Genomic DNA, 26,292 nt, shown 5'->3' with positions numbered 1-26,292 from the left:
AAAGAACGGGTCAACCGGTTAGGCTGCCCAGCCGGGGCCCGGCCAGCGCGCCCCGGCCCAGCACGCCAGCCGAGACGCCGTCCCGGCCTGCCCACGGAGGTACCCCGGCCTTGCACATCGACCAGTGGATCGAGAGTGTCCCACCGACCTCCGTGTACGCCCTCGTCGGGCTGATCATCGGCCTGGAGAGTCTGGGCATCCCGCTGCCCGGTGAGATCGCCCTCGTCACGGCGTCGCTGCTGTCGGCCCGCGGCGTGGTCAGCCCCTGGTGGGTCGCGGGCTGCGCCATCGCGGGCGCGGTCATCGGCGACTCGATCGGGTACTCCATCGGGCGCCGCGGCGGCAAGCCGCTCTTCGACCGGCTCGGCCGGCGCTTCCCCAAGCACTTCGGACCCGACCACCTCGCGACGGCGGAGCGGTCCTTCCAGAAGTGGGGCATGTGGGCGGTCTTCTTCGGCCGCTTCATCGCCCTCCTGCGCATCTTCGCGGGCCCGCTGGCCGGCGCGCTGCGCATGCCGTACTGGAAGTTCCTGATCGCCAACGTGTTCGGCGGCATCGTCTGGGCGGGCGGCACCACCCTGCTGGTCTACCAGGTGGGCAAGGTCGCCGAGCAGTGGCTGAAGAGCTTCTCGTGGGTGGGTCTGGTGCTCGCCGCACTGGCCGGCGCCGGCTCCGCGTGGATCATGAAGCGGCGTGCCGCGAAATCCCGCGCGGCGCACCCCGAGCAGTCCGGCGGCCGGGCCGCGGACGCCGTCGCGCCGGGGGCTCCCGGGCCCGCCGCCGCCCCTGCCGCGGAACCGCCCGCCGTCCCGGTCGCGGAGCCGCTCGCCGCCCCGGTCGCCGACTGAGCGTCAGACCCGCGGTATAGGCTCGGGCGGGCGTACCCCAGCGACTTCCCAGAGACCCCCAGCGACTCGGAGGCGGCGTGAGCCAGCAGCAGTGGACGGCGGTCGACGACTACATCACCGGCATCCTCATCGGTGCCGACCCGGTGCTCGACGCCGCCCAGGCCGCGGCCGACGCCGCCGGACTGCCGCAGATCGCCGTGTCGGCGCCGCAGGGCCGGCAGCTCCAGATCCTCGCCGAGACGCTCGGCGCCCGCCGCATCCTGGAGGTCGGCACCCTCGGCGGGTACAGCGCGATCTGGATGGCCCGCGCGCTGCCCGCGGACGGCCGCCTCGTCACCCTGGAGATCGACCCGAGGCACGCCGAGGTCGCCCGCGGCAACCTGCACCACGCCGGGTTCGCGGCGATCGCGGAGGTGCGCCTCGGCCCGGCCGCCGACTCCCTCCGGCAGCTCGCCGACGACGGCGCGGAGCCCTTCGACCTCGTCTTCGTCGACGCGGACAAGGCGAGCAACCCGCTCTACTTCGCGTGGGCGCTCCGGCTGACCCGCCCGGGCTCGCTGATCGTCGTCGACAACACGGTGCGCGACGGCGCGGTCGCGGACGCCGGCTCGGCCGACCCCTCCGTCGTCGGCGTCCGGCGCCTGCACGAGGCCGTCGCGGCCGAGCCGCGGGTGTCGGCGACCACCGTGCAGACCGTCGGCGCCAAGGGCTACGACGGCTTCACCCTGATCCGTGTCCGTTCCTGAGCGGACACGCGCCCGCCCCGAACGGACGCCCCGATCCGCGTCCCCGTCCTGAGCACGAGGTACCACCCGTCATGAGAATCGGTCTGCTCGGCACCGGCCCCTGGGCCCGCACGGTGCACGCACCCGCCCTGGCCGGACACCCCGGCGTCGAGTTCGCCGGTGTCTGGGGGCGCCGCCCGGAGGCCGCCGCCGAGGTCGCCGCCGACCACGGCGTGCGCGCGTACGCCGACCTCGACGCCCTGCTGGCCGACGTGGACGCCGTCGCCGTGGCGCTCGCCCCGCAGGCCCAGGCCGAGGTGGCGGTCCGCGCCGCCGAGGCCGGCCGCCACCTGCTGCTCGACAAGCCGGTCGCCCTGACCGTGCCCGACGCCCGCCGGGTGGCCGACGCGGTGGCGGCGCACAAGGTCGCCTCGGTGGTCTTCTTCACCACCCGCTTCAGCCGCGAGCCGGCGGCCTGGGTGGCCGAGCAGGCCGCCCGGGCCGGCTGGTTCACCGCCCGCTGCACGTGGCTGGGCTCGGTGTTCACCACCGACAGCCCGTACGCGGCCTCGCCCTGGCGGCGCGAGAAGGGCGCCCTGTGGGACGTCGGCCCGCACGCCCTGTCGCTGCTCCTCCCCGTCCTCGGCGACGCCGTCGCGGTGACCGCCGCCGCGGGACCGGCCGACACCGTGCACCTCGTCGTCGGCCACGCGGACGGGGCCTCCAGCACCCTCACGCTCAGCCTGACGGCGCCGCCCGCCGCGGGCGGCGTCGAGCTGGAGCTGCGCGGCGAGTCCGGCGTCCAGCGGCTGCCGGAGCGCGGCGAGCCCGCCACCGAGGCCTTCGCCCGCGCGGTGGACGCCCTGCTCGCGGGTGCGGGCGGCGACGCCCCCCACCCGTGCGACACCGCCTTCGGCCTGCGCGTGGTGGAGATCCTCGCCGCCGCCGAGCAGGCCCTCACGGACGGCCGGACCGTCCGGCTCTGAGCCGCCCGGGCTTCCCGTCGACGGCCGACCGCCGACGGTCGGCCGCCGTTCGCGGGACCGGCCGCGAGCGCCGTCGGGGCTGCCCCGGGAGCCACCCGGGCACGCCGCTGCCGATCCCGCGCGTGGCACCATGGCAGCCCGAGCCCGTTCATGATCCCGGAGGGTCACCCGTGCAGACCGAACCCGTCTTCCGCACCGCCGGACCGGCCGACGTGCCCGCCGTCGTCGCCCTGGTCGAGTCGGCCTACCGCGGGGACGCCAGCCGGGCCGGCTGGACCACCGAGGCCGACCTGCTCGCCGGGCGGCGGACCGACGAGGCCGCCGTCGCGGAGGTCGTCGCCCGCCCGGACTCGGTCGTGCTGCTGGCCGAGGCCGACGGCGTGCTGCTCGGCTGCTGCCACGTGGAGCGCCGCCCCGGGGCCGGGTACTTCGGCATGTTCTCGGTGCGGCCCGGCCTGCAGGGCGCCGGCCTCGGCCGCACCCTGCTCACCCGCGCCGAGACCCACGCCCGCGAGCAGTGGGGCCTCACGGCCATGGAGATGACCGTCATCGAGCAGCGCGCCGACCTGATCGCCTGGTACGAGCGCCGCGGCTACCGGCGCAGCGGCGAGTTCGAGCCGTTCCCGTACGGCGACGAGCGTTTCGGCGTGCCGCTCCGCCCCGACCTGCGCTTCGAGCGGCTGGTCAAGGCGCTGTAGGCCGGGCCGGGGCAGACCGGGTCGGGCCGCGGGTCGGCCGGGGCGGCGGCGGTCAGCCGGTCTCCGTCCGCTGCTGCGACCACTCCAGGTAACGGCCCGACTCGCGGGTCAGCCCGGTGAGGAACCACACCACCACGGCGGTGTCGTCCGTCCAGCCGAGGATCGGGATGAAGTCCGGCAGGAGGTCCACCGGGCTCAGCAGGTACAGGGCGGTCAGGGCGGCGAGCGCGGCCAGCTTGCCGGGCCCCACGCCCGGGTAGCGGCCGCGCAGCACGTCCACCGCGAGCCGCGGCATCGCGACGAGCCGCGCACCGATCCCGGGCGCGCCGGGCCGGGTGGCCTCCCGGTACAGACTCCATGCCGACCGTGTCACCGCCGCCTGGTCGATCCCCCGCAACCGCTTCGGGACGGGCTTCGCCACGGCATCCTCCTCGCGCCCGGCCGGGCACCTGCGGCACCGGCCTGCAGCTACGGTACGCGACCGGGGTCACCCGCCGTAGAGGCTGCGGCAGATCCGTGCCTGTTCGGAACCGGGCGGCCACTGGCCCTGCTTCTCGGCCTCCGCGCACACCTTGATCGCCGGGACCTTCGCCGCCCCGGCCGGGGCGGGCGGCCGGGTGCCGTGCCCCGGTCGGCGGGTGGTGCGTGCGGGGGCCGGCCGCGGGGTGCGCGCCGGTCCGGCACCGGCCCGTCCGTCGGTGTCCGCCGTGCCGGCCGGATCCGGCGGGGCACCCGGATCCTGAGAGGCGTCCGTGCCCGCCGTGGTGTCCGGGGCGGGGGCCGCGGCCGCCGGCTCCGGGGGCCGGCGTGACGCGGTCGGCTGCGGGGCCGCGGGGGAGGAGGGTGCCGCGGTCGCCAGGACGCCGGTGAGCTCGCCGCTGCCGGGACCGCCGCAGGTGGCGAGCAGCCCGCCGAGCAGCACCACACCGCCGACGACCGCCGCGGTGACCACCGCCGCGGGGAGGCGCCGGACCTGCGGTGGGGGAGGTGCGGGCGGCGGCACCGGTTCGGCGCTCTCCCATCCGTAGGTCCACGGCGGCTTCCACTGCCCGTCCATGCCCGGCCTCCCGGTCCGTCACGAGGGGCCGCACGCACCTCGCGGCGGCCGCCGTGCACAACGATCCGGACGGCCCGGGCGGAACGGCGCCGGTCGGCGGACACCGTGGTGCGGCCCGGGTGCGCGCCCCCGCGGCCCGGACGATGCTGTGGGCATGAACAGCAACAGCACAGCCGAACCCATGATCGAGGTTGCGGAGTTCCGCACCGACAGCCGCTACCGCCTGGTGCATTTCAAGGGGACCGGGTGGAAGCCGCTCGCCCCCGAGGAGTTCGAGCCGGAGGTCGCGCACGCGTTCCCCGGCGTCGACCCGCACGACCCCACCGTGGTGCACTGGGCGGACCGCCCCTGGGAGTGGCCCTCCTGGCATCCCGGCGAAGCCTGACGCACCGGCCGGCCCCGGCCCGTCGGACCTGGTCCGGGGCACCGGCCGGGCCTGACCCGCCGTCCGGAGCGGGGCCGTCCGCCCCGGCCGTCCGCCCGGGCGGGCGGTCTCAGAGCGGGCGCCCCAGCAGCCGTTCCGCGTCGGCGAGCACCGCCGCCAGGTAGTCGGCGGCGGGCCCGCCGGCCGCGAGCGCGGCCGCCTGCCCCGCCCAGAGGTTCACCAGATCCGACCGGCCGCGGGCGGCCGCCTCGGCGCGCAGCGGCAGCATCAGCGCGTTCTGCGCCGGGTACGGCGGCACCGCGTCCTCGTGCGCCGCGAGCTCCCGGACGAAGCGGTTGGCGATGCCGCGCGCGGTACGCCCCGAGAACAGCCTGGTCAGCACCGTCGTCGCGGCCTCGGGGGAGTGCAGCGCCCGGCGGTGCACCTCGCTCGCGGCGGACTCCGCGCAGGCCAGGAAGCCGGTGCCGATCTGCACCGCGTCGGCGCCGAGGACGAGCGCCGCGGCCAGGCCGCGGCCGTCGGTGATGCCGCCCGCCGCGATCACGGGTACCGCCACGGCGTCCGCGACCTGCGGCACCAGCGCGAAGGTGCCGACCAGCGACTCCCGGACGGGTGCGAGGAACGCGCCCCGGTGCCCGCCGGCGTCGCTGCCGGAGGCGACCACGGCGTCCACGCCCGCCTCCTCCAGCGCCACGGCCTCGGCGACGGTCGTGGCGGTGCCGATCAGCACGATGCCGCGCCGCCGGGCCTCGTCGACCGCGTGGCGCGGCGGCACGCCCATGACCAGGCTGATCACGGGCGGTCCGGCGGCGATCAGGGCGTCGAGCTGCGCGGCGAAGTCCGGTGTGCGGCGCCCGGTGGCGGGGTCGGGCAGGCCGAGTTCGGCGTAGTACGGGTGCACCCGGGCGATGTCGGCGGCGGTGGCGACGGCCTCCTCCTCGCCGGGCTGCGGCACCCAGAGGTTGACCGCGAAGGGGCGCCCGGTGGCCGCGCGGAGCTCCTTCACCAGGGACGTGATCGCGTCGGGCTGCAGATGGTGCGCGCCGAACGACCCCAGCCCGCCCGCCTCGGAGACCGCCGCGGCCAGCGCGACCGACGACATGCCGCCGCCGAACGGTCCCTGGACCACCGGATGTTCCAGGCCCAGCAGCCCGCCGAGCCGTCCTGCGGTGTCCACGCCCATGACTGTGCTCCCTCTGTCCGTCGGCCGTCCGTCCGTCGACCGTGAGGCCACTCCGTACGACCGGTCAACCATACGGACTCTCCGCGCCCGGGCCGGGCAGGACCGAGTCGGCCTCCCGGAGCGGCGTGTGCGGACGGGAACCGGCCCGGCCGCGCAGGTGTCGTCCCCCGTCAGGGCCCCGGCGCGTCCTTCGGGCCGGCCGGCCGTGCGGCCCGCCGCCCGGTGCGCGCGGCCGCGGAACCCCGCGTGGGGGAGGGCCGGTGCTCCGCGCCGTCCGTGGGGATGCCGGTGCCGCCCGTGGTCAGGTGCAGGGCGCGCAGCGCGACCTCGGTGGCGAACCGCTGCTCGGGGTCGGCCAGCTGGTCGCCGAACGCCCGGTCGAGCAGCCGCATGCGGTAGCGCACCGTCTGCGGGTGCACGCCGAGTTGGGCAGCCACCTCGGCGGCCGTGCCGCGGGTGGTGAGCCAGATCCGCAGGGTGTCGATCAGCCGGTGCTGCTGGGCGGGCGTCATGCCGGCGAGCGGACCGAGGTACCGTCCCGCCATCTGCCGGACGAGCGTGAGGTCGCCCAGCAGCCAGAGCTGCACGAGGTGTTCGTCGCAGGACGCCACCGGACGGTCGGGCACCACGCCGGACTCGGCGAGGGCGAGCAGGTGGCGCGCCCACCGCAGCGAGTGGGCGGCCTCGGCGAGCGGGGTGGTCAGCCCGATCGCGGCCCGGCAGCCCTCCAGGGCGTCGTGCAGCGCGGCACGGCGGTCGTCGTCGAGGCGTCCCGGCACCAGGAGATGGGGCTCGGGCGCCGCGAGGTCGACCAGGACGTCCCGCTCCAGCGCGGTGCGCCGCGGCCGGTCGCCCGGGCGCAGCGCGACGAGGGTGACCTCGCGCGGCAGCGGCCAGGAGGCGTGTTCGGCGAGCTCGGTGAGGGTGCCGTTGGCGGCCGAGGTGCCGGTGAGGATGCGGCGGAGCAGTCGGCGGCGCCGGTTGTCGGGCTCCTCGCCGAGTTCGGCCATCGCCTGGAGGTAGCCCTCGCGGGAGAGTTCGGCGAGCTCGCCCATGTAGGCGAAGAGCGCGTCGGCGAAGGCCATCAGCACGGTGGCCGACAGGTTGTAGCGGCGCCCGACGGCGCGGGCCCTGCGCAGCGCGACCTGACAGCCGATCCGGTACGCGTCCTGGAGCATGTCCAGGCTGCGGCCCTCGTAGGCCTCGAAGCGGCCGAAGCGGCGGCACATCTCGTCGCGCAGGGCGGTCGTGGCGGTCGGGGCGGCGACGTGGTCGACGAAGGTGGCGATGTTCTGTTCGATCCCGACCCGGATGACCCGGGCCATCGGGCCTTCCAGCAGCTCGCGGTACTCGGGGATGGCGGCCACGATCTCGCCGGCCATCTCCTTGAGCAGGCTGGGGAGTTCCGGCCGCATGACGGTGGCGAGCTCGCGGGGTAACTCGCCCGACCGTGCGGCGAAGGCGGATGGTGCCCGCCGGGGTGAGGTCATGCGGGTTCCCCCTCACGGTCGGCCGGCCCGCGCGTCGGCCGCGCCCCGGTGCGGCTCGGGGCGGTCTGCCGGGGCGGGGCGCGGCGACTCGCTGCTGATCGTCCGGGCCCGGTCGGTGGGAGGGGGCCGGACGCGTGCGGACAACTCTGGTGGTGGGTTGAAAGATAGACCACGCGTGGTGTGTTGCGCAGTACCGCGGGTAACCGGGGCGGGGTTTACGGCAACCGCTCTCCGCTTTTTCGGGCCCGTACTCATCCGGCGACAACACGGCGGCGCATTCTCGTGCTCGGGGAACAAGAATCTACTCGCGAGTAGGGAATTACCGGCTCGGTGCCGCCATGCTGTTGCGCCGCCTGATTACCGGTGCGTAACGTCCCACCGCAGTGAGGGCGGCCCGCTCCGGACGGTAGCCGCACCACAGCCCCGGACCTGTCGAAAACCCCTCCCCGAAGGGTACTCCGGCACGCCTGGGCGCCACCCACCCCCACGGAAGGACCAGCCATGCGTACCCTCGCCAAGGGCGCTCTCTTCGCCGCCGCCGTGCTCACCGCGGCCACCGGCGCGATCGCCGCCCCCGCCACCGCAGGCACCAGCTCCACGCTCGCCACCTGGACCGTCAGCCCCGGCGGCGCGTGGACGGCCAAGGCCACCTCGCCCAAGCTGACCGACACGAAGACCGGGACGAAGCTCACCTGCTCCTCCTCCAGCGCCGCCGGCGTGCTGAAGAGCGGCTCCGGGCTCAGCAACCCGCTCTCCACCATCACCTCGGTCGGCTGGACGAGCTGCTCCGGCCCGCTCGGCATCACCTTCTCCGTGACCGCGCAGAACCTGCCGTGGTCGATCAACGGCTCCACCTACGCGGCCGGCGTCACCACCGGCACCCTCACCGGCGTCAAGGCGCACATCAGCGGGGCCGGCTGCACCGCCGACTTCGCCGGCCCCACCAGCACCACCGCCGCCACCCTCACCGGCACCTACTCCAACGCCACCAACACCCTCACCCTCAGCGGTGGCGACCTGCACGCCTACAACGTGTCGGGCAGCTGCCTCGGCCTGCTCAACAACGGCGACGCCGCCACCTACAACGCGGCGTACGTGCTCGCCTCGCCGCAGGCGATCACCTCGCCGTGACCCACCGTCGGCCCGGCCCGGGGCGAACCCCCGGGCCGGGCCGACACCCGTCCGCGACCGTGCGGTCCGTGCCCCCGCGGCGGACCGCACGCCGTTGCGCAGCGGCCGTCGTGCCCGCGCCGGTGTCGCGTGCCGGTGTCGTGCACCGGTGTCGCGTGCCGGCCCGGCGCGGTGGTGCGGTGCGCGGCCGGAACCCTCGCCGGATGACAACGCCCGGGGTGCGCCGACCGCCGGGGCGCTCGGCCGGTGACAAGGCGCCGGGCGTTTCTTGTCGTCCGGTGACAAGAAAAAGAGCCCGGGTGGCGGCGTGGTGAATTCCGCCGTGCGATCACTTGTCGGCCTTGTTACCCGCCCGTAGTGTCCTGCGTCCCGAGCGGTTCGAGCGCATTCCATCGCCCCGGACACCCCTGATCCGTTCCTTTCCAGCCATCCGAGGAGTTCCGCCATGAGCGCTGCCGCGCGCCGCCGCCGCTCGGCCCGGATCGCCGCCGCCGGGTCGGCCGTCCTGCTGGCCGGGCTGGTGCCGGGCGGTGACTCCCGGGCCGAGGAGCCCGCGGCGCCGGCGCCGATCCCGTACACCTGCGGCACCGGCGCCGGGAGCTTCGCCGTGCAGGCGGTCGTCCGGCAGCGGTACCCGCAGGCCGCCGCGGTGGGAGCGCCGATCAGGCCCGGCGAGATCGCCGTCACCCTCACGCTCCCCCCGGCCGCGGCCGCCGCGCTGCTGCCCGCCGGGTCGACCGCCGTCACCGGTACGGTCGGGCTCGGTGTCCGGATCTCCCAGGGGAGTTCGGCCGACGACGTGGTCTGGCCCGTGACGGTCGGGACGGTGCCCTTGGCGGCCGACGGCGGTGCCGAACTCACCGCGCGCGGCCCCGCCACCGCCGTGACGGTGACGGCGCCCGGAGCGGTGCGGTTCGACGCGGGCGTCCTGGAGCTGGGCCTCCACCCCGCCCCCGCCGGAGCGGCCGGGCCCTCACCGGCACAGCCGTCCGCGACACCCTCCGCCGCCGCCCCGGCCGCGGGCGCGGCGGACCCCGACACCCCGGGCGCCGTCGCTGCCGCCGCCTCCGCCGCCGTGTCCGTCCCGGGCGCCGTCTCCGCTTCCGGCGGGACCGCCGCGAAGCGTGCCACCGTACGGTGCACCCCCGACGCCGGCGCGCCCACCCGGCTCGGCAGCGTTGACGTTCCCGCTCCCGCTCCCGCCGCTCCCGCCTCCCCGGCCCCGGGCGCCCCGCAGGCGCCGGTCGCCGGAGGCGGACCGGCGGCGAGTGCGCTCGCGGCCCTACCCCCCGCCGTCCTGCGCAAACTGACGACGGGTCAGGGACCGGCCGGGACGATCCGCACGCTGGCCACCGTCCCGTCCGGGGTGAACACCTGCCCGCCGGCGCCCACCGGGGATCTCGACCCGGCCCGGCTGCCGGCCGTACCCGCCGGTGCGATGGTGATCCCGTTCCCCGACATGGATCCCTTCCCGGACGTGCCCGCCTGCGCGTTCGCCGTCGGTCTCGCCAACGTGCACAAGCTCGGCCAGGCCGCCGCCGTCAACGACCCGCACGGTACGCCCGCCCTCGCGGCCATCAACATGACCCGGCGGTTCGTCACCCTGTGGGATCCGGAGCCCGGCCAGCAGCCGTACCTGGAGGCCGACTCGCTCGGGTACCTCCGGCTCCCGCCCTCCGACACGACGTTCCTCACGTACGGCTTCATCCCGACCACGGCGAAGATGCAGCTCGTGCCGCAGGGGCTGCTCACCATCGTGGCCACGGGCAACTCCGACTGGGACCAGCCCATCGAGTTCACCATCGGCGGCTACCAGTCGCTGCGGCTCTACGACGTCAGGGTCAACGGCACCCCGCTGGACGTCGGCCCGAACTGCCGCACGGTGCGCCCGGTCGACCTGAAGCTCCGCGGCACCCAGGACAGCCACCTCGGCGACCGCGGCGACGGCCGCCCCGACTACAGCCTGCAGACCGGCGGCCCTCTCTCCCAGGACGGCCTGACCGTACCGCCGTTCACCGGATGCGGCACCGGCGGCGAGGACCTCAGCCCGCTGTTCACGGCCGCCGTCTCCGGCACCGGCAACTCGCTCAACCTCGTGCAGGGCCCGATCTGCACCCCCACCAGCGAGCAGCCGAACGGCTGCGAGCCGGAGATCGCCCTGCCCGAACTGCCCCACCGCTGAGCTCCGTCCACCACACCACCCAGGGAGGTGTCATGGGAATCGAAGTCACCGTCGAAGGTCTGACCAAATCCTTCGACGGCCAGAACGTCTGGCAGGACGTCACCCTCACCCTGCCGCCCGGCGAGGTGACCGTGATGCTCGGCCCGTCCGGCACCGGCAAGACGGTCTTCCTGAAGTCGGTCATCGGCCTGCTGAAGCCCGAGCGGGGCCGGGTGATGGTGGACGGCGTCGACATGGTCAACGGCCGTGAGCGGGACATCTACCGGGCCCGCCGGCTGTTCGGCCTGATGTTCCAGGACGGCGCCCTCTTCGGCTCCCTCGACCTCTACGACAACATCGCCTTCCCGCTGCGCGAGCACACGCGGAAGAAGGAGTCCGAGATCCGCCGCATCGTCATGGAGCGGATGGACATGGTCGGGCTCGTCGGCTCCGAGGCCAAACTGCCCGGCGAGATCTCCGGCGGCATGCGCAAACGTGCGGGCCTCGCCCGGGCGCTCGTGCTCGACCCGCAGATCGTGCTGTGCGACGAACCGGACTCCGGCCTCGACCCGGTGCGCACCTCCTACCTCTCGCAGCTGCTCATCGATCTCAACGCGCAGATCGACGCCACCATGCTCATCGTCACCCACAACCTCGACATCGCCGCGACCGTGCCCGACAACATCGGCATGCTGTTCCGCCGCAGGCTCGTCGCGTTCGGGCCGCGGGAGGCACTGCTGAGCAGCGACGAGCCGGTGGTGCGGCAGTTCCTCAGCGGCGACCGCGCCGGGCCGATCGGCATGGCGGAGGAGAAGGACGAGGCCACGCTCGCCCTGGAGGCCGGGCTGATCCCGGCCCGGCCCCCCGGCCCGCTGCCCGCCCAGCTCCAGCCCTCGCCGGGGCTGCCCGCCCGCAGCGCGGCCGAGCGCCGCCGGGCCCGCCTGCTGGGACGCGTCCAGGGAGAACCGGTATGAGGAATCCCGCCGTTGCCGCACTGGCCGCGACCGGTGACCTCTTCGCCCTCGCCGCGACCACCGTCCGCGACACGTTCCGCCGACCGTTCCAGACGCGCGAGCTGATCGAGCAGTTCTGGTTCATCGCCAGTATCACGATCCTGCCCGCCGCCCTCGTGTCGATCCCGTTCGGGGCCGTCATCGCGCTCCAGGTCGGCTCGCTGGCCCAGCAGTTGGGCGCCCAGTCGTTCACCGGCGGGGCCAGCGTGCTGGCCGTCATCCAGCAGGCCAGCCCGCTGATCGTGGCACTGCTCATCGCCGGCGCCGCCGGCTCGGCGATCTGCGCCGACCTCGGCTCGCGCAAGATCCGCGAGGAGCTCGACGCGCTGGAGGTCATGGGCGTCTCGCCGGTCCAGCGGCTCGTCGTGCCGCGGGTGCTCGCCACCATGCTGGTCGCCGTCCTGCTCAACGGCCTCGTCTCGGTGGTCGGCACGCTCGGCGGCTACTTCTTCAACGTCATCCTGCAGCACGGCACCCCGGGCGCCTACCTGTCGAGCTTCTCGGCGCTGGCGCAGCTCCCCGACCTCTACATCAGCGAGTTGAAGGCGCTGGTCTTCGGGTTCATCGCCGGTGTGGTCGCCGCCCACCGCGGCCTGAACCCGCGCGGCGGACCGAAGGGCGTGGGCGACGCGGTCAACCAGTCCGTCGTCGTCACGTTCCTGCTGCTCTTCGCCGTCAACGTCGTCCTCACCGCGGTGTACCTGCGGATCGTCCCGCAGAAGGGAGCCTGAGCCGTGTCCCTGCTCGACGAACCGCCCGCCCCGCAGCCCGTACCGCCGTCCGACCTGTCCGACCCGTCCGCGGGACGGCGGGCCGCCCGGCCGAGCCGTGCCTTCGCCTGGCTCGACGGGGCCGGCGACCACCTGCTCTTCCACGTCGCCGCCGTGCTCTGGGTGCCGCGCGCCCTGCGCCGCTACCTCCGCGAGGTGCAACGCCTGCTCGCCGAGGTGGTCTTCGGCAGCGGCGGCCTCGGCATCATCGGCGGCACCGTGGGCGTCATGGTCGGCATGACGGTCGCCACCGGCACCGTCGTCGGCCTGCAGGGCTACGCCGCGATGAACCAGCTCGGCGCCGCCGCGTTCACCGGCTTCGTCTCCGCGTACTTCAACACCCGGGAGATCGCGCCCCTCGTCGCCGGCCTCGCCCTCTCCGCCACCGTCGGGGCGGGCTTCACCGCGCAGCTCGGCGCGATGCGCATCAACGAGGAGGTCGACGCCCTCGAAGGCATGGGCATCCGCAGCCTGCCCTACCTCGTCACGACCCGCATCATCGCCGGCGTCGCCGCCATCGTGCCGCTCTACGGGGTCGGGCTGCTCAGCTCGTACGCCGCCTCACGGGCCGTCACCGTCTTCGTGAACGGGCAGGCGCCGGGCACGTACGACCACTACTTCAACCTCTTCCTCTCGCCCGCGGACGTGCTGCTCTCCGGGTTCAAGGTGCTCGTCTTCAGCGTCATCGTGATCCTCTCGCACTGCTACTACGGCTACCACGCCAAGGGCGGCCCGGCAGGGGTCGGGATCGCGGTCGGCCGGTCCGTCCGCAACGCCATCGTCATCATCAGCGTCACCGACTTCTTCCTCTCCCTCGCCATCTGGGGCACCACCACGACGGTGCGGGTGGCCGGATGAACGCCAGCCCCCGCACCGCCCGGCGCCGCACCGCGGGCGTCGTCTTCCTCCTGGTGCCCGCGATGCTCGCCGGCCTGTCGGTGGCCGTGTACGACAAGGCGTTCACCGACTCCGCGGACGTCGTCGTGGAGACCGGCAGCGCCGGCCACGAGATGCACGTCAACGCGGACGTCAAGCTGCGGGGCGTCGTCGTCGGCCGGGTCCGGTCGATCGCCGCGGACGGCCGGGGCGCACGCCTCACCCTCGCCCTCGACCCCGGGCAGCTGCCCCGCATCCCGGCCGGCGTCTCCGCCCAGCTGCTGCCCACCACGCTCTTCGGCGAACGCTTCGTCGCCCTCGTGCCCGCCGCCGTGCCCGCCGCCGACCGGCAGGGCGGTGCCACGCTCCGCGCCGGCACCGTCATCCCGCAGGACCGCTCCGCCGACGCCATCGAGCTGCAGGAGGTCCTCGACCACCTGCTGCCGCTGCTCACCGCCGTCCAGCCGGAGAAACTCGCCACCACGCTCGACGCCGTCGCCACCGCCCTGCGCGGCCGCGGCGACCAGCTCGGCTCCACCCTCACCCGCCTCGACGCGTACCTCGGCGAGTTCAACCCGCAACTCCCGGCCCTCACCGACGACATCCGCAAACTCGCCGTCGTCGGCGACACCTACCGCGACGCCGCACCCGACATCCTCCAGGCCCTCACGGACCTCACCACCACCAGCGCCACCCTCGCCGACCGGCGGCAGAGCCTCAGCACCCTGTACGCGACCTCCACCTCCGCCGCCGACCGGCTCACCGACTTCCTGCGCCGCAACGAGTCGACCCTCATCCGGCTCTCCGCCGACAGCCGCGGCACCCTCGAACTCCTCGCCGAGTACGCGCCCTCCTTCCCGTGCACGCTGCGCACCCTGGCCGACTTCGTGCCCGTGATGGACAAGGCCCTCGGCAAGGGCACCGACCGGCCGGGCCTGCGCGTCGACGTCACCACCGTGCCGTCCAAGGGCCGCTACCTGCCCGGCCGCGACACCCCCGTCTACCGGGCCGGCGGCGGCCCCCGCTGCTACACCGTGCCCTACACCGGCCAGGGTGCCGTCCCTGCCGCCTCCCGTCCCGGCGACGGCTTCCCGATGCCCGCCGACCCGGGCCTCGGCCTGCCCAACTCCCCCCAGGAGAACGCGCTTGTCAACGAACTCCTGGCCGCCGGCCGGGGCACCGCGACCACCCTGCCGGAGTGGAGCTCCCTGCTCGCCGGACCCGTCCTCCGCGGGGCGGAGGTGACCCTGAAATGAGGCGCCGCTCGCTCGCCGCACCGCTCACCAAGTCCCTGGTGTTCGTGCTCGCCACCACCCTCGCCACCGGGGCCCTCGCCCTGGGCATCGCCGACACCGGCGTCGGCGACACCACCGGCTACCAGGCCCGCTTCACGGACGTCACCGGCCTCGCCCCGGGCGACAGCGTCCGCATCGCCGGCGTCCGCGTCGGCCGGGTCGACGAGGTCCAGGTCGTCGACCGGCGGGTCGCCCGGGTGCGGTTCTCCGTCCGCCGCGACCGGCAGCTGCCCGGCTCGGTGACCGCCACCGTCAAGTACGTCGACCTGGTCGGCCGCCGCTACCTCGACCTGCAGCAGGGCCCCGGCCGGGTCGGCGAACAGCTCCCGCCCGGCGGCACGATCCCGCTGGAGCGCACCGCCCCCGCCCTCGACCTCACCCGGCTCTTCAACGGCTTCCAGCCGCTCTTCCAGGGCCTCGCGCCGGAGGAGGTCAACCGGCTCGCCGAGGAGATCGTCCACGTGCTCCAGGGAGAGGGCGGCACCGTCGACAGCCTCATGCGCAGCATCGCCTCCCTCACCACCACCCTGGCGGGCAAGGACGAGGTGATCGGACGGATCGTCACCAACCTCACCACCGTCACCGCCACCGTCAACAGCCACGAGGAGGGCTTCACCGAGCTCGTCGCCACCCTCCAGGAGCTCGTCTCCGGCTTCGCGCAGGACCGCCGCCCGATCGGCCAGGCCGTCGACTCCCTCGCCGACCTCACCACCAGCACCGCCGGACTCCTGGAGGACGGCCGCGCCCCCCTCAAGGACTCCATCGGCCAGCTCGGCCGCCTCTCCGCCGGCCTCGCCGACAACAGCGGCCCGCTGGAGGAGTTCCTGCAGCGCAGCCCGGAGAAGCTCGCCACCCTCGGCCGGCTCGCCTCGTACGGCTCCTGGTTCAACCTCTACCTCTGCCAGGCCACCGTCACCGGCGTCACCACCACCGACGGCAGCCCCGCCCCCACCGGCATCCCCGTCACCGAAGCGAGGTGCCGCGCATGAGCCGCCCCCGCATCCCGCTCCGCCTCCGCATCCCGCTCCGCCGCCCCCGCCCCCCGGCCGCCCCCGGCGCCGACCGCGGCCCGCTGCTGCGGCCCGTACGCGACCGCAACCCCGTCGTCGTCGGCGCCGTCGGGCTCGTGCTGCTCCTCCTCCTGGTCGTCGTCGCGTACCGGTCCGACGACCTGCCCCTCACCGGCGGATCCACCGGCTACAGCGCGCACTTCACCGAGGCGGCCGGGCTGCGGACCGGCGACGAGGTGCGGGTCGCCGGGGCCAAGGTCGGCAAGGTCACCTCCGTCGCCCTCGACGGCGACCGCGTCCGGGTCGGCTTCCGCGTCCACGACACGTGGGTCGGCGACGCCAGCACCGTCTCCATCGGCATCCGCACCTTCCTCGGCGAGAAGTACCTCGCGCTCGTCCCGCTCGGCGCCGCCCGCCAGGACCCCTCCCGCACCATCCCGACCGCCCGCACCACCTCCCCGTACGACGTCACCCAGGCCCTCGACGGGCTCGGGAAGACCGTCGGCGCCATCGACACGGAGAAGCTGGCGGAGAGCTTCCGCACCGTCTCCGAGACCTTCGCCGACACCCCCGGCTCCGTCCGCGGCGCCGCCGAAGGCCTCTCCGCCCTCTCCCGCACCATCGCGAGCCGCGACGCCGAACTCGCCCGCCTCCTGGAGGGCAGCCGCAGACTGACCCGCACCCTCAGCGACCAGAACGGCCGCATCCAGACCCTCGTCGACGACGGCGACCTGCTGCTCGGCGAGATCGAACGCCGCCGCGACGCCGTCCACCGCCTCCTCACCGGCACCCGCGACCTCTCCACCCAGCTCAGCGGCCTCGTCGCCGACAACCAGCGGCAGCTCGCCCCCACCCTCGACGCCCTCGACCGCGTCACCACCGTGCTGCGCGCCAACCAGGACGGCCTCGACCGCACCCTCGCCCTGCTCGGCCCCTACTACCGGCTGATGGGCAACACCCTCGGCAACGGCCGCTGGTTCGACAGCTACCTGTGCGGCGTCGTGCCGAAGGAGTACCTGCCCGAGGGCACCACACCCACCGACGGCTGCATGCCGTCCGGAGCCCGAGGCGGCCAGCGATGAAGAGGACCACCCGTGCCCTGATCGCGGGCTCCGCCGCGCTCGCCGCCCTGGCCGCCGGCCTCGTCGCCGTCCCCGCCCTCGACGACGACGGCCTGCGGATCACCGCCTGGTTCGACCGCGCCGTCGGCGTGCACCCCGGCTCCGACCTGCGCATCCTCGGCGTGCGGGTCGGCCGGGTCGGCGAGGTGCACCCCGAGGGGCGGCAGGTGCGGGTCACCCTCCGGCTCGACCCCGGCATCGCCGTGCCCGCCGGGGCGTCCGCCGTGGTCGTCGCCCCCAGCGTCGTCGCCGACCGCTACGTGCAGCTCACCCCCGCCTACAGCGGCGGCGAACGCCTCGCCGACCGGGCCGTCATCCCGGCCGACCGCACCGCCGTGCCCGTCGAGATCGACCAGCTCTACCAGTCGCTCGGCGACCTCGGGGCGGCCCTCGGCCCCGACGGCGCCAACACCGACGGCGCGCTGTCCGCCCTCCTCGACACCGGCGCCCGCAACCTCGACGGCAACGGCCGCGCCATCGGCGACAGCATCCGCCGTCTCGGCGAGGCCGCCGGCACCCTCGACAGCCACAGCGGCGACCTGTTCGCCACCCTCGACCAGTTGCAGAGCTTCACCACCATGCTGAAGGACAACGACACGAAGGTGCGCGACGCCACCGGCAAACTCGCCACCGTCACCGACTTCCTCGCCCAGGACAAGGACGCCCTCGGCGAGGCCCTCGCCCAACTCGCCACCGCCCTGCAGCAGGTGAAGACCTTCATCGAGGACAACCGGGGCCGCCTCAAGAACGCCGTCGACCAACTCGCCCCGCTCACCCGGACCCTGGTGGACCAGCGCGCCTCCCTCGCCGAACTCCTCGACACCGCACCGCTGGCCGCCGGCAACATCCTGAGCGCCTACGACCCCGCCCACGGCACCCTCGACGGCCGCGCCAACCTCACCGAACTCACCGACGCCGCCGCGGCGCAGGCCCTCCCGCTGCCCCTGCCCGCCACCGGCAGCGCCACCGGGAAGGGGACCGGCCGATGAACCGCCGCACCGCCACCGCCGCCGCCACCCTCCTCGGCGTCCTCCTCGCCTCCGGCTGCACGGCCGGCGTCCACAGCCTCCAGGACGTCCCCCTGCCCGGCGGCGCCGACCTCGGCAGCCACCCGTACGAGATCACCGCACGCTTCCAGGACGTCCTCAGCCTCGTCCCGCAGGCCTCCGTCAAGGTCAACGACGTCGCCGTCGGACGCGTCACCCGCATCACCCTCGCCGAGGACGACTGGTCGGCCGTCGTCACCATGCAGGTCAACGGCGACGTCGAACTGCCCGGCAACAGCTACGCCCACCTCGAACAGGCCGGCCTGCTCGGCGAGAAGTACGTGCAGCTGTCGCCCCCGCCCGCCGGAGGGGCCGCCACCGGCACCCTCGCCGGGGGAGCGGTCATCCCCGTCGAGCACACCGACCGCAACGTCGAGGTCGAGGAGGTCTTCGGCGCCCTCTCGATGCTGCTCAACGGCGGCGGCATCGACCAGCTCCGCACCATCACCACCGAACTCGACCGCGCCCTCACCGGCAACGAGACCGAGGTGCGCTCCGTCCTCACCCGGCTCGACACCCTCGTCGGCGAACTCGACGCCCACCGGCAGGACATCACCGCCGCCCTCGATGCCGTCGACCGGCTCTCCGCCACCCTCGCCACCCGCGACCGGCAGATCGGCACCGTGCTCACCGACCTCGCGCCGGGCCTGCACGTCCTCTCCGACCAGCGGGACTCCCTCGTCACCATGCTGCGCTCCCTCGACGCACTGTCGACCGTCGCCACCGACACCGTCCACCGCAGCAAGGACGACATGGTCGCCGACCTGCGCGCCATCGCCCCCACCCTGCAACGGCTCGCCGACGCCGGCCAGGCCCTGCCCGACTCCCTGCAGGTGCTGCTCACCTACCCCTTCACCGACGAGGTGCTCAACGGCGTCAAGGGCGACTACCTCAACGTCTACCTCAGCCTCACCGCCACCCCCGGCACCCGGATCATCCCCGAACTCACCTCCGCCGACAGCTCCTTCCCGCCCGACCCGCCCCCGGACGAGCCGGCACCGGAACCCGAGCCGGAACCCGGATCCGAGCCCGGCCAGGGCACCGACCCGAGCACCGACCCGAGCACCGACCCGGGCACGGAACCCGCCGGCCGGAGCCCCGCCCCCCTGCCCCTGCCGCTGCCCACCACCACGACCGCCACGACCACGAGGAGCCGGTGATGCTCACCCCCGCCGTCCGGCTCAAGAACATCGCCTTCCTCCTGCTCTCCGTCCTCGTCCTCGGCTGGATCGCCGTCCACCAGGCCGACCTCGGCCGCCACATCGGACTCCGCGACCACTACACCGTCCACGTCCGCCTCGACCGGACCGGCGGACTGTTCGAGCACGCCGACGTCACCTACCGCGGCGTCTCCGTCGGCCGCGTCGGCGCCCTGCGCCTCACCGCCGACGGCGTCGACGCCGAACTCGACATCCGCGGTTCCGCCCCCCGCATCCCCGACCGGCTGCAGGCCGTCGTCGCCAACCTGTCCGCCGTCGGCGAGCAGTACATCGACCTCCGCCCGACCGCCGACACCGGGCCCTACCTCACCGACGGCTCGCAGATCGCCCTCGCCGACACCACCACCCCCGCCCCCGTCACCGACATGCTCGGCAAGGTCGACGGCCTCGTCTCCTCCGTACCCCTGCAGTCGCTGCGCACCGTCGTCGACGAACTCGGCGACGCCTTCGGCGGACAGGGCGACAACCTGCAGGTGCTGCTCGACAGCAGCGGCCGGTTCGTCGAGGCCGCCGACGCCGACCTGCCCGCCACCACCCGCCTCGTCGTGGACGGCCGGACCGTCCTCACCACCCAGGCCCAGGAGGCCGACGCCATCCGCACGTTCGCCACCGGGGCGTCCCAACTCGCCCGCCGGCTCGCCGAGTCCGACTCCGACCTGCGCCAGGTCATCGCCGCCGCCCCGCAGACCGCCCTCCAGGTCACCGCACTCGTCCACGACATCGACCCCGGCCTCAGCGTCGTCCTCGCCAACCTCCTCACCACCTCCGAACTCGGCGTCACCCGGCAGCACGGCATCGAGGAACTCCTCGTCCGGCTCCCGGCGGTGGCCGCCGCAGGCTCCACCGCCGTTGACGACCGCGGCGCCCACCTCGGCATGGCCGTCACCTTCTTCTCCCCCCTGCCCTGCACCAGCGGCTACCAGGACACCCGGCGCCGCAACGGCCTCGACACCGGCCCCGCACCCGCCTTCAACACCGGCGCCCGCTGCACGGCCCCCGCCGGCTCCGGCACCGGCGTCCGCGGCTCCGCCAACGCCCCCACCGGCGGCGTGCCCACCCCCGTCACCCCCGCCACCCCGCGCCCGGACGGCGGACGGTGACCCGCGCCCGCCGCGTCCGGGCCGCCGCCCTGACCGCCGCGGCCCTCTGCTGCGCCCTCGGAGCGCAGCAGTACGCCCAGGCGCTCTCCGACCCCGTCCGCCAGGAGGCCACCGCCCGGGACCAGGCCCTCGCCGACGGCAGCCGTGCCGTCGCCCGCCTCGGCTCCCTCGACCCGGGCACCGGCTCCGCCGTCCCGGCGGCCTGGCTCGACGCCACCACCGGCGAGCTCCACACCCGCCTCACCCGCCTGCCCCCGCTCCAGGGCCAGCCCGCGGCCGCCGCCACCGTCACCGCCGCCGCCGTCACCGACCTCGACGCGCACGCCGGCACCGCCCGCCTCATCGCCGTGCTCAGCGTCGACCCGACCCGGCCCGAGCAGAACCCCGGCGGTACCGAACGGCGCCGCGTCGAAGCCACCATGCTGCGCACCGGCGCGGGCTGGAAGGTCACCGGCCTGACGGCCGTCCCCGTCGGGGAGGGCGGCCGGTGACCGCAGCCCCGGCGGGCCGCCGCGCCACGGCCGCCACCGCCGCCCTGGTCGCGGCCCTGCTGCTCACCGGCGCCGGACTGCTCGCCGCCGCCCGACACGTCGACAGCCGCACCGCGGCGGCCCGCCCGCTCACCGACCGGGCTGCCACCGCGCAGGTCACCGCCGAGATCGGACAGGCACTCACCCGGGCGTTCTCGTACTCCACCGACACCCTCGGCAGCACCCCGGCCGCCACCCCCGCCGACCTCGACGACGGCGCCGCGCAGCAGTACACGGCCCTCGTCGCCCGGCTCCGCGACCTGGCCGCCGGCCAGCACCTCACCGTCATTGCCACGGTCACCCGCATCGGCGTCGACCGCCTCACCGCCGACCGGGCCGACCTGCTCGTCCTCCTCGACCAGCGGACCGCCCGCCCGGGCACCGAAGCCGTCACCACCGCGGCCCAGCTCACCGTCACCGCCCGTCTGCGCGACGGCCGCTGGCGGATCACCGACCTCACCGCCCTGTAACCGCACCACGGGAGAGACCAGATGACGCGACGACGCCCGACCGCCGTCACCGCCGCGCACCGCACCCGGGCCGCCGCCTGCCTCGCCCTGGCCGCCGCCGTCCTCGCGGCCTGGTCCGGCTACGGCTGGTACGCCGCCGCGCACGACGACTCCGCCGCGTTCGCCCGCACCCGCGACCAGGTGCTCGCCGCAGGGGAACAAGCCGTGCAGAACATGAACACCCTCGACGCCGCCGACCTCGACCGCGGTCTCGCCCTCTGGGAGTCCTCCACCACCGGCACCCTGCACGACCAACTCGTACAGGGCCGGGCCGCGTTCGCCGCCCAGGTGCAGCAGGCGAAGACCGTCACCAGCGCCCAGGTCCTCTCCGGCGCCGTCACCGAGCTCGACGACCGGGCCGGCCGCGCCACCGTCATGGTCGCCGTGCGGATCACCGTCCGCACGCCGCAGGCCGCCACCCCTGCCGCCTCCACCAAGGACAGCCGCCTGCTCGGCGAACTCACCCGCACCGGCGAAACCTGGAAACTCAGCGCCCTCGGACAGGCCCCGATGGGCACCACCGCCGACACGCCGGCCCCGACCGCCACCACCTCCGGCCCCCCGGCCTCCGCCACCCCCGGCCACTGAACCGACCAGCGAGAGGACGGCCGACGTGTCGACCACCCGTCACCTGATCAACCGCCACCGCCGCCTCGCCGCGGTCGGCGCCACCACCGGCTCCGCCACGACCTCCGGCACCGCGACCGCGACCACGGCGCCCGCCCTGTCGGCCGCGCCCCGGACACCCGCCCGCGGCTCCCGCACGCCGCCCGAGACCGTCCGCGACGAGAACGGCCCCGCCACCGCCGGACGGCGCTCCCGCCTCCGGCTGCGCCTCTGGGCCGCGCTCCTGCTGCCCGCCCTGCTGCTGGGGGCGTTCGCCGCGCTGGCCGCCGTCCGCACCGCCGACCTCGGCGCCGGATCGGCCACGCGCAACCACGCCCTCACCGACCCCGTCCGCACGGGGGAGGTGCGCGCCGCCGTCTCCGAGGCGGTCGGCTCACTCTTCTCGTACAGCTTCGCCGACCCCGCCCGCACCGAACGTGCTGCCGGGGAACTGCTCACCGGCAAGGCCGTCGAACAGCACACCGCGATGCTCGCCGAGGTCAGGGCGCAGGCCGCGGCGCGCAAACTGGTCCTCACCACCACCGTCACCGACAGTGGTGTCGAGCTGCTCACCGGTGACCGGGCCCGCGTCGTCGTCTTCGCCGACCAGCGCAACACCAGCACCGCCCAGGGCGCCGGGACCGGGGCCACCTACGCGGCGGCGATGTTCGCGGTCGACGCCGTGCACCGCGACGGCCGCTGGATGATCGAGGGCATCGACACCTTCGGCCGCTGACGCACACCGCCCCGGCCGTCTTCCCGCGCAGGGGAGGACGGCCGGGGCGGGGACCGGCGAGCGAGCCGGTGCTCAGGCCGGCAGCTGCGCCTCGATCGCGGCGATCACCTCGGGGGCCTCCGGCTCCGTCCGCGGGCGGAAGCGGCCCACGACCGTGCCGTCGGGCGACAGCAGGAACTTCTCGAAGTTCCACTGCACGTCGCCGGCCGCACCCTCGGCGTCCGCCGCCTCGGTCAGCTGCGCGTACACGGGGTGACGGTCGTCACCGTTCACGTCGACCTTCTCGAACAGCGGGAAGGACACGCCGTACGTGGTCGAACAGAAGGTCTGGATCTCCTCGGCACTGCCGGGCTCCTGGCCCATGAACTGGTTGCAGGGGAAGCCGACCACGGTGAAGCCGCGAGCCGCGTACTGCTGCTGCAGGCGCTCCAGACCGGCGTACTGCGGGGTCAGGCCGCACTTCGAGGCGACGTTCACCACCAGCACGGCCTTGCCCTTGTGGTCGGCGAGCGAGGCGGGCTCGCCCGCGAGGGTGTGCAGCGGGATGTCGTACAGGCTCAACGGAGGGTTCCCTTCGGGGGACGTCGGGTCACGGCGCCGGAGCGCCGCACCGGACAACGGAAAACGCCCCCGGTCTGTTCCCGTGGCCTCCTCCGGACCCGCTGACCTGGCAGGACCCGGCCCCGACGACCCGCCGCCCGACGCCCCATCGGCGACGACCCGCCGCCGCCACCCGGACGGCCCACGATGCTCGCCGCGGCCGCACCCGTGTGCTCTGCTGACCGCCATGACCACCCCCGACGGCGCCGCCTCCTACGGCGACCTGCGCGCCCTCTTCCTCAACTGCACCCTCAAGCGCTCGCCCGAGCGCAGCCACACCCAGGGCCTGATCGACATCAGCCGGGGCATCCTGGAGCGCCAGGGCGTCGCCGTCGACGTCGTCCGCGCGGTCGACCACGACATCGCCACCGGAGTCTGGCCCGACATGACGGAGCACGGCTGGGAGACCGACGAGTGGCCGGTCCTCTACTCGCAGGTGATGGCCGCCGACATCCTCGTCCTCGCCGGCCCGGTCTGGCTGGGGGACAACTCCTCGGTCATGAAGACGGCGATCGAGCGGCTGTACGCCTGCTCGTCCGTCCTCAACTCCGATGGGCAGTACGCCTACTACGGCCGGGTCGGCGGCTGTCTGATCACGGGCAACGAGGACGGCGCGAAGCACTGCGCGATGAACGTGATCTACAGCCTGCAGCACCTGGGGTACGTGATCCCGCCGCAGGCGGACGCGGGCTGGGTCGGTCCGGCCGGTCCCGGGCCGTCGTACCTCGACGAGGGCTCCGGCGGGCCGGAGAACGACTTCACCAACCGCAACACCACCTTCATGACCTGGAACCTCCTCCACCTGGCCCGGATGCTCAAGGACGCCGGCGGCATCCCCGCCCACGGCAACCAGCGCTCCGAATGGGACGCCGGCTGCCGCTTCGACTTCGAGAACCCCGAACACCGCTGAGAGGCTTGCACACCCCCTGCAGGTCCATCGGGAGCCCTGACGGGCCGAGCCCCGGCGGAGGGCGGGCCGTGGCGGCGCCGCCACGGCCCGCCCTCCGCCGGCAGGACGGTCAGCGGAAGCTGGCGACGGCCTCGTCCTCGTTGTCGAAGACCTCGAAGACGGTGATCAGCTGGGTGATGTGCAGGATGTCCCTGACCTTGGGGGGCAGGTTGGCCAGTTTGAGCTGCCCGCCATCACGGCTGGTGGCGGTGTAGGCGGAGACCAGCTCGCCGATACCGCTGCTGTCGATGCCGGTGACGTCGGCCAGGTTGAGGACGATCTTCCGCGTCCCGTCGGACAGCAGGTCGCGGACCGCCTCGCGGAGCTGGACGTCCCCGACGCCGATGACGATCTTGCCCTTGACGTCGACGATGCTGACGCCGTCCTGCTGACGGGTGGTGAACTGGGCCATGGATGCCTGCCTTCTGCGCGTTCGCTACGTGGTGATGTCGAGCACCAGGACCACGTCGGTGCCTGGCGGGTCGTCGCGGCGCACGATGCTGTGGCCGTCGGTGAAATGGCCGATCAGGGCGAGGCCGCGACCGGAGGGCGTGAGGTTGGGCGTCCGCGGGGGCGGTGGCGGGGTGAAGCCCTCGCCCTCGTCCCCGACCGTGACGGTCAGCCGGCCGCCTTCCACCTTCCAGCCGAGCCGCACGCGCTTGGCCCCGTCCCGCCGGTTGCCGTGCAGGACGGCGTTGGCGGTGGCCTCCCGGACGGCCAGCCCGAGCCGGTACCGGCCGTCCTCGCCGAGCCCGCACGCCTCGCCGACCTGCCCGGACCACGCCTCGGCGACATCCACGCTCGCCACCTCGGACGGCAACTCCACCTGCTGCGGCTCCACTTGACTCCCGGTCACCCGTACGTCGTCGACAACCCCGGCGAGCCTACGGGCGGTGTACGAAGATTCTCCGAACGGCACCCCGCCCATCATTCGAACGAGTGACGTCAGGGGACCGCCCGCACCGGGCACGGCCCCGTCAGGCCCGCACCCCGTTCCCGGCCCGTATTCCTCTCCCGGCCCGCCGGACCGGCTCGGCTCGCTACCCGATGTCATCCCTGCGCTCTGCCGCGTTCCGCACCCAACTGCGCGGCCCGGTCCCGTTCGCGGCACTCTCCGGGGGCGGCAGCGCACCGGAGCTCGCTCTGCCCCCTCGGGGCTGTGCCGTGCTGTCGCCCGGTCCCGGCCCGGCCCGCCCCCGGCCGGGGGCTCGGACGGTCCAGTGCGCGGGGCGTTTCTCGCAGAAGGCGCGGGTGCCTTCGGCTCCGGGTTCCGCGCCGCTGCCGGACGCTCGTCCACGGCCGTGGGTGCCGGACCGTATGCTCGGTCTCATGAGTGCCGCACAACCAGCTCGTCGGCGCGATGCCGCAGTGACGCGTGAAGCGATTCTCGCCGCCGCCGTCGTGGAGTTCACCGAGAACGGGTACGCCGGGGCCGGTGTTCGGCAGATCGCCGAGCGGGCGGGCGTGTCGGCGATGATGATCAACCGCTACTTCGGTTCCAAGCAGGGCCTGTTCGCCGAAGCGGTGGACCGGTCCTTCGGGCCGCCGACCGTTGTCGGGACCGAACGCCACGGCCTGACGCGCACCATGGCGCAGGCACTTGCCGAGAACACGGCGCACGGCACCGAACGCCTCGACCCGTTCCTCCTCGCACTGCGGTCCGCGTCCGACCCCGAAGCGGCGGACATCGTCCGGCAGGGTATCGAGGCCCACGTGGGTGCTCGCCTTGCGGGGCTGATCGGCGGCTCCGAGGCGGAGCTCCGTGCCCAGCTCGGGCTCGCCCTCACGGCTGGGACCTGGCTGTTGCGTTCCGTCGTCGGTACCCGGGCGCTGGCGGGGGTCGACAACGACCGGCTCGCGGAACTCCTGGCGGCCATGCTGGAGCCCATCACCGAGGAAGCCGTTTCCCGGCCCGCTCCGGGCTCCGGCGCTGCTGCGGGGTAGCCGGACGCGACGCCGTGGTCCGTCCGGTCCGGGTCGTCTGCCGGGTTCGGGGGGCTCCCGCCGCTCGGCCCCGGTCGCCGACCGGTTCGTCGGGGCCCGCATCAGCATGTGCACTCAGGACTCAGGAGGGTCGCCGGCGGGTGTCCCCGGGCTGCGGAGCGGGCTGCGGGATGCCGGGGCGGCAGCCTCTCCCCCTCAAGGAGGTCGGCCACGGAGACGCCGGGAAGGCGATGCCCGTGGTGACCGGGCAGGGCGGTGAGCCGGCCTCGGTGAAGTCGGGCATCGCGGGTGAGCAGGCCCGGA

At 74.6% G+C, this 26,292-nt stretch carries 29 protein-coding genes; 22 read left to right on the top strand and 7 right to left on the bottom strand.

The window, feature by feature from the left end:
* Positions 1 to 110 precede the first annotated feature (110 nt).
* From SNE206_RS33540 to SNE206_RS33525, 4 genes are all read left to right on the top strand, one after another.
* Complete coding sequence (locus tag SNE206_RS33540) at positions 111 to 848, top strand: DedA family protein (protein WP_407917323.1); 738 nt, start codon at positions 111 to 113, stop codon at positions 846 to 848.
* Positions 849 to 925: 77 nt separating this feature from the next.
* A complete protein-coding gene (locus SNE206_RS33535) occupies positions 926 to 1,594 on the top strand; it encodes an O-methyltransferase (protein ID WP_407917322.1) in 669 nt (222 codons plus the stop codon).
* Between the two features lie 71 nt (positions 1,595 to 1,665).
* Positions 1,666 to 2,559: a Gfo/Idh/MocA family protein gene (locus SNE206_RS33530; protein ID WP_407917321.1), complete on the top strand. Its 894-nt coding sequence runs from the start codon at positions 1,666 to 1,668 to the stop codon at positions 2,557 to 2,559.
* 170 nt (positions 2,560 to 2,729) lie between these two features.
* Entirely contained in the window at positions 2,730 to 3,257 is a 528-nt protein-coding gene (locus SNE206_RS33525) for a GNAT family N-acetyltransferase (protein WP_407917320.1), read from the top strand.
* A gap of 52 nt (positions 3,258 to 3,309) precedes the next feature.
* On the opposite strand, the gene SNE206_RS33520 is transcribed toward SNE206_RS33525, so the two are convergent.
* Entirely contained in the window at positions 3,310 to 3,678 is a 369-nt protein-coding gene (locus SNE206_RS33520; protein ID WP_407917319.1) for a YkvA family protein, read from the bottom strand.
* Between the two features lie 66 nt (positions 3,679 to 3,744).
* Positions 3,745 to 4,314, bottom strand: a complete 570-nt coding sequence (locus SNE206_RS33515) for a hypothetical protein (RefSeq protein WP_407917318.1) — start codon at positions 4,312 to 4,314, stop codon at positions 3,745 to 3,747.
* 154 nt (positions 4,315 to 4,468) lie between these two features.
* Between SNE206_RS33515 and SNE206_RS33510 the strand changes: the two genes are divergently transcribed.
* Positions 4,469 to 4,699 carry a hypothetical protein gene (locus SNE206_RS33510; RefSeq protein WP_407917317.1) on the top strand — a complete coding sequence of 77 codons (231 nt, stop codon included), beginning with the start codon at positions 4,469 to 4,471 and terminating at the stop codon, positions 4,697 to 4,699.
* Positions 4,700 to 4,808: 109 nt separating this feature from the next.
* On the opposite strand, the gene SNE206_RS33505 is transcribed toward SNE206_RS33510, so the two are convergent.
* Together SNE206_RS33505 and SNE206_RS33500 are read right to left on the bottom strand one after the other, a co-directional pair.
* Positions 4,809 to 5,882 carry an NAD(P)H-dependent flavin oxidoreductase gene (locus SNE206_RS33505; RefSeq protein ID WP_407917316.1) on the bottom strand — a complete coding sequence of 358 codons (1,074 nt, stop codon included), beginning with the start codon at positions 5,880 to 5,882 and terminating at the stop codon, positions 4,809 to 4,811.
* A 170-nt stretch (positions 5,883 to 6,052) separates the two neighbouring features.
* Entirely contained in the window at positions 6,053 to 7,372 is a 1,320-nt protein-coding gene (locus SNE206_RS33500) for a helix-turn-helix domain-containing protein (protein WP_407917315.1), read from the bottom strand.
* Positions 7,373 to 7,873: 501 nt separating this feature from the next.
* Between SNE206_RS33500 and SNE206_RS33495 the strand changes: the two genes are divergently transcribed.
* The 15 genes from SNE206_RS33495 to SNE206_RS33425 all read left to right on the top strand — a co-directional run bounded on the left by SNE206_RS33495 (position 7,874) and on the right by SNE206_RS33425 (position 22,496).
* Positions 7,874 to 8,503, top strand: a complete 630-nt coding sequence (locus SNE206_RS33495) for a hypothetical protein (RefSeq protein ID WP_407917314.1) — start codon at positions 7,874 to 7,876, stop codon at positions 8,501 to 8,503.
* 445 nt (positions 8,504 to 8,948) lie between these two features.
* Positions 8,949 to 10,685, top strand: coding sequence for a DUF6801 domain-containing protein (locus SNE206_RS33490; protein ID WP_407917313.1), 1,737 nt, complete (start codon positions 8,949 to 8,951; stop codon positions 10,683 to 10,685).
* Positions 10,686 to 10,717: 32 nt separating this feature from the next.
* On the top strand, positions 10,718 to 11,638 hold the full coding sequence (locus SNE206_RS33485; RefSeq protein WP_407917312.1) for an ABC transporter ATP-binding protein: 921 nt from the start codon (positions 10,718 to 10,720) through the stop codon (positions 11,636 to 11,638).
* Positions 11,635 to 12,408, top strand: coding sequence for an MlaE family ABC transporter permease (locus SNE206_RS33480; RefSeq protein WP_407917311.1), 774 nt, complete (start codon positions 11,635 to 11,637; stop codon positions 12,406 to 12,408). The genes SNE206_RS33485 and SNE206_RS33480 overlap by 4 nt, the downstream gene beginning before the upstream one ends.
* Before the next feature lie 54 nt (positions 12,409 to 12,462).
* A complete protein-coding gene (locus SNE206_RS33475) occupies positions 12,463 to 13,305 on the top strand; it encodes an MlaE family ABC transporter permease (RefSeq protein ID WP_407917344.1) in 843 nt (280 codons plus the stop codon).
* Positions 13,302 to 14,579, top strand: a complete 1,278-nt coding sequence (locus tag SNE206_RS33470; RefSeq protein ID WP_407917310.1) for an MCE family protein — start codon at positions 13,302 to 13,304, stop codon at positions 14,577 to 14,579. Before SNE206_RS33475 ends, SNE206_RS33470 begins: the two co-directional genes overlap by 4 nt.
* Positions 14,576 to 15,607, top strand: coding sequence for an MCE family protein (locus tag SNE206_RS33465; RefSeq protein ID WP_407917309.1), 1,032 nt, complete (start codon positions 14,576 to 14,578; stop codon positions 15,605 to 15,607). The genes SNE206_RS33470 and SNE206_RS33465 overlap by 4 nt, the downstream gene beginning before the upstream one ends.
* On the top strand, positions 15,604 to 16,710 hold the full coding sequence (locus tag SNE206_RS33460) for an MCE family protein (RefSeq protein ID WP_407917308.1): 1,107 nt from the start codon (positions 15,604 to 15,606) through the stop codon (positions 16,708 to 16,710). Before SNE206_RS33465 ends, SNE206_RS33460 begins: the two co-directional genes overlap by 4 nt.
* Positions 16,707 to 17,738 (top strand): MCE family protein, encoded by a 1,032-nt coding sequence (locus SNE206_RS33455; RefSeq protein ID WP_407917307.1) that lies wholly within the window; start codon positions 16,707 to 16,709, stop codon positions 17,736 to 17,738. Before SNE206_RS33460 ends, SNE206_RS33455 begins: the two co-directional genes overlap by 4 nt.
* Positions 17,735 to 18,955, top strand: a complete 1,221-nt coding sequence (locus tag SNE206_RS33450) for an MCE family protein (RefSeq protein WP_407917306.1) — start codon at positions 17,735 to 17,737, stop codon at positions 18,953 to 18,955. Before SNE206_RS33455 ends, SNE206_RS33450 begins: the two co-directional genes overlap by 4 nt.
* Entirely contained in the window at positions 18,955 to 20,115 is a 1,161-nt protein-coding gene (locus tag SNE206_RS33445) for an MCE family protein (protein WP_407917305.1), read from the top strand. The genes SNE206_RS33450 and SNE206_RS33445 overlap by 1 nt, the downstream gene beginning before the upstream one ends.
* On the top strand, positions 20,112 to 20,606 hold the full coding sequence (locus SNE206_RS33440) for a hypothetical protein (protein ID WP_407917304.1): 495 nt from the start codon (positions 20,112 to 20,114) through the stop codon (positions 20,604 to 20,606). The genes SNE206_RS33445 and SNE206_RS33440 overlap by 4 nt, the downstream gene beginning before the upstream one ends.
* Positions 20,603 to 21,115 carry a hypothetical protein gene (locus SNE206_RS33435; RefSeq protein ID WP_407917303.1) on the top strand — a complete coding sequence of 171 codons (513 nt, stop codon included), beginning with the start codon at positions 20,603 to 20,605 and terminating at the stop codon, positions 21,113 to 21,115. The genes SNE206_RS33440 and SNE206_RS33435 overlap by 4 nt, the downstream gene beginning before the upstream one ends.
* Before the next feature lie 21 nt (positions 21,116 to 21,136).
* Positions 21,137 to 21,742: a hypothetical protein gene (locus SNE206_RS33430; protein WP_407917302.1), complete on the top strand. Its 606-nt coding sequence runs from the start codon at positions 21,137 to 21,139 to the stop codon at positions 21,740 to 21,742.
* A 25-nt stretch (positions 21,743 to 21,767) separates the two neighbouring features.
* A complete protein-coding gene (locus SNE206_RS33425) occupies positions 21,768 to 22,496 on the top strand; it encodes a hypothetical protein (protein WP_407917301.1) in 729 nt (242 codons plus the stop codon).
* A 72-nt stretch (positions 22,497 to 22,568) separates the two neighbouring features.
* Here the strand turns inward: SNE206_RS33425 and SNE206_RS33420 are convergent, their stop codons facing one another.
* Positions 22,569 to 23,057: a glutathione peroxidase gene (locus SNE206_RS33420; RefSeq protein WP_407917300.1), complete on the bottom strand. Its 489-nt coding sequence runs from the start codon at positions 23,055 to 23,057 to the stop codon at positions 22,569 to 22,571.
* Positions 23,058 to 23,283: 226 nt separating this feature from the next.
* Between SNE206_RS33420 and SNE206_RS33415 the strand changes: the two genes are divergently transcribed.
* Positions 23,284 to 24,006 carry a flavodoxin family protein gene (locus SNE206_RS33415; protein WP_407917299.1) on the top strand — a complete coding sequence of 241 codons (723 nt, stop codon included), beginning with the start codon at positions 23,284 to 23,286 and terminating at the stop codon, positions 24,004 to 24,006.
* Between the two features lie 109 nt (positions 24,007 to 24,115).
* On the opposite strand, the gene SNE206_RS33410 is transcribed toward SNE206_RS33415, so the two are convergent.
* Positions 24,116 to 24,457, bottom strand: coding sequence for an STAS domain-containing protein (locus SNE206_RS33410; RefSeq protein WP_407917298.1), 342 nt, complete (start codon positions 24,455 to 24,457; stop codon positions 24,116 to 24,118).
* A gap of 24 nt (positions 24,458 to 24,481) precedes the next feature.
* The gene (locus SNE206_RS33405; RefSeq protein ID WP_407917297.1) at positions 24,482 to 24,871 is read right to left on the bottom strand and encodes an ATP-binding protein; all 390 of its coding nucleotides are present in this window, start codon (positions 24,869 to 24,871) and stop codon (positions 24,482 to 24,484) included.
* Positions 24,872 to 25,374: 503 nt separating this feature from the next.
* Here SNE206_RS33405 and SNE206_RS33400 point away from each other — a divergent pair.
* Complete coding sequence (locus tag SNE206_RS33400; RefSeq protein WP_407917296.1) at positions 25,375 to 25,989, top strand: TetR/AcrR family transcriptional regulator; 615 nt, start codon at positions 25,375 to 25,377, stop codon at positions 25,987 to 25,989.
* Positions 25,990 to 26,292 lie beyond the last annotated feature (303 nt).

This window comes from Kitasatospora sp. NE20-6 (assembly GCF_045862635.1).
The sequence above is the reverse complement of the archived record's forward strand: the minus strand, read 5'-3'. Positions and strand labels throughout refer to the sequence as shown.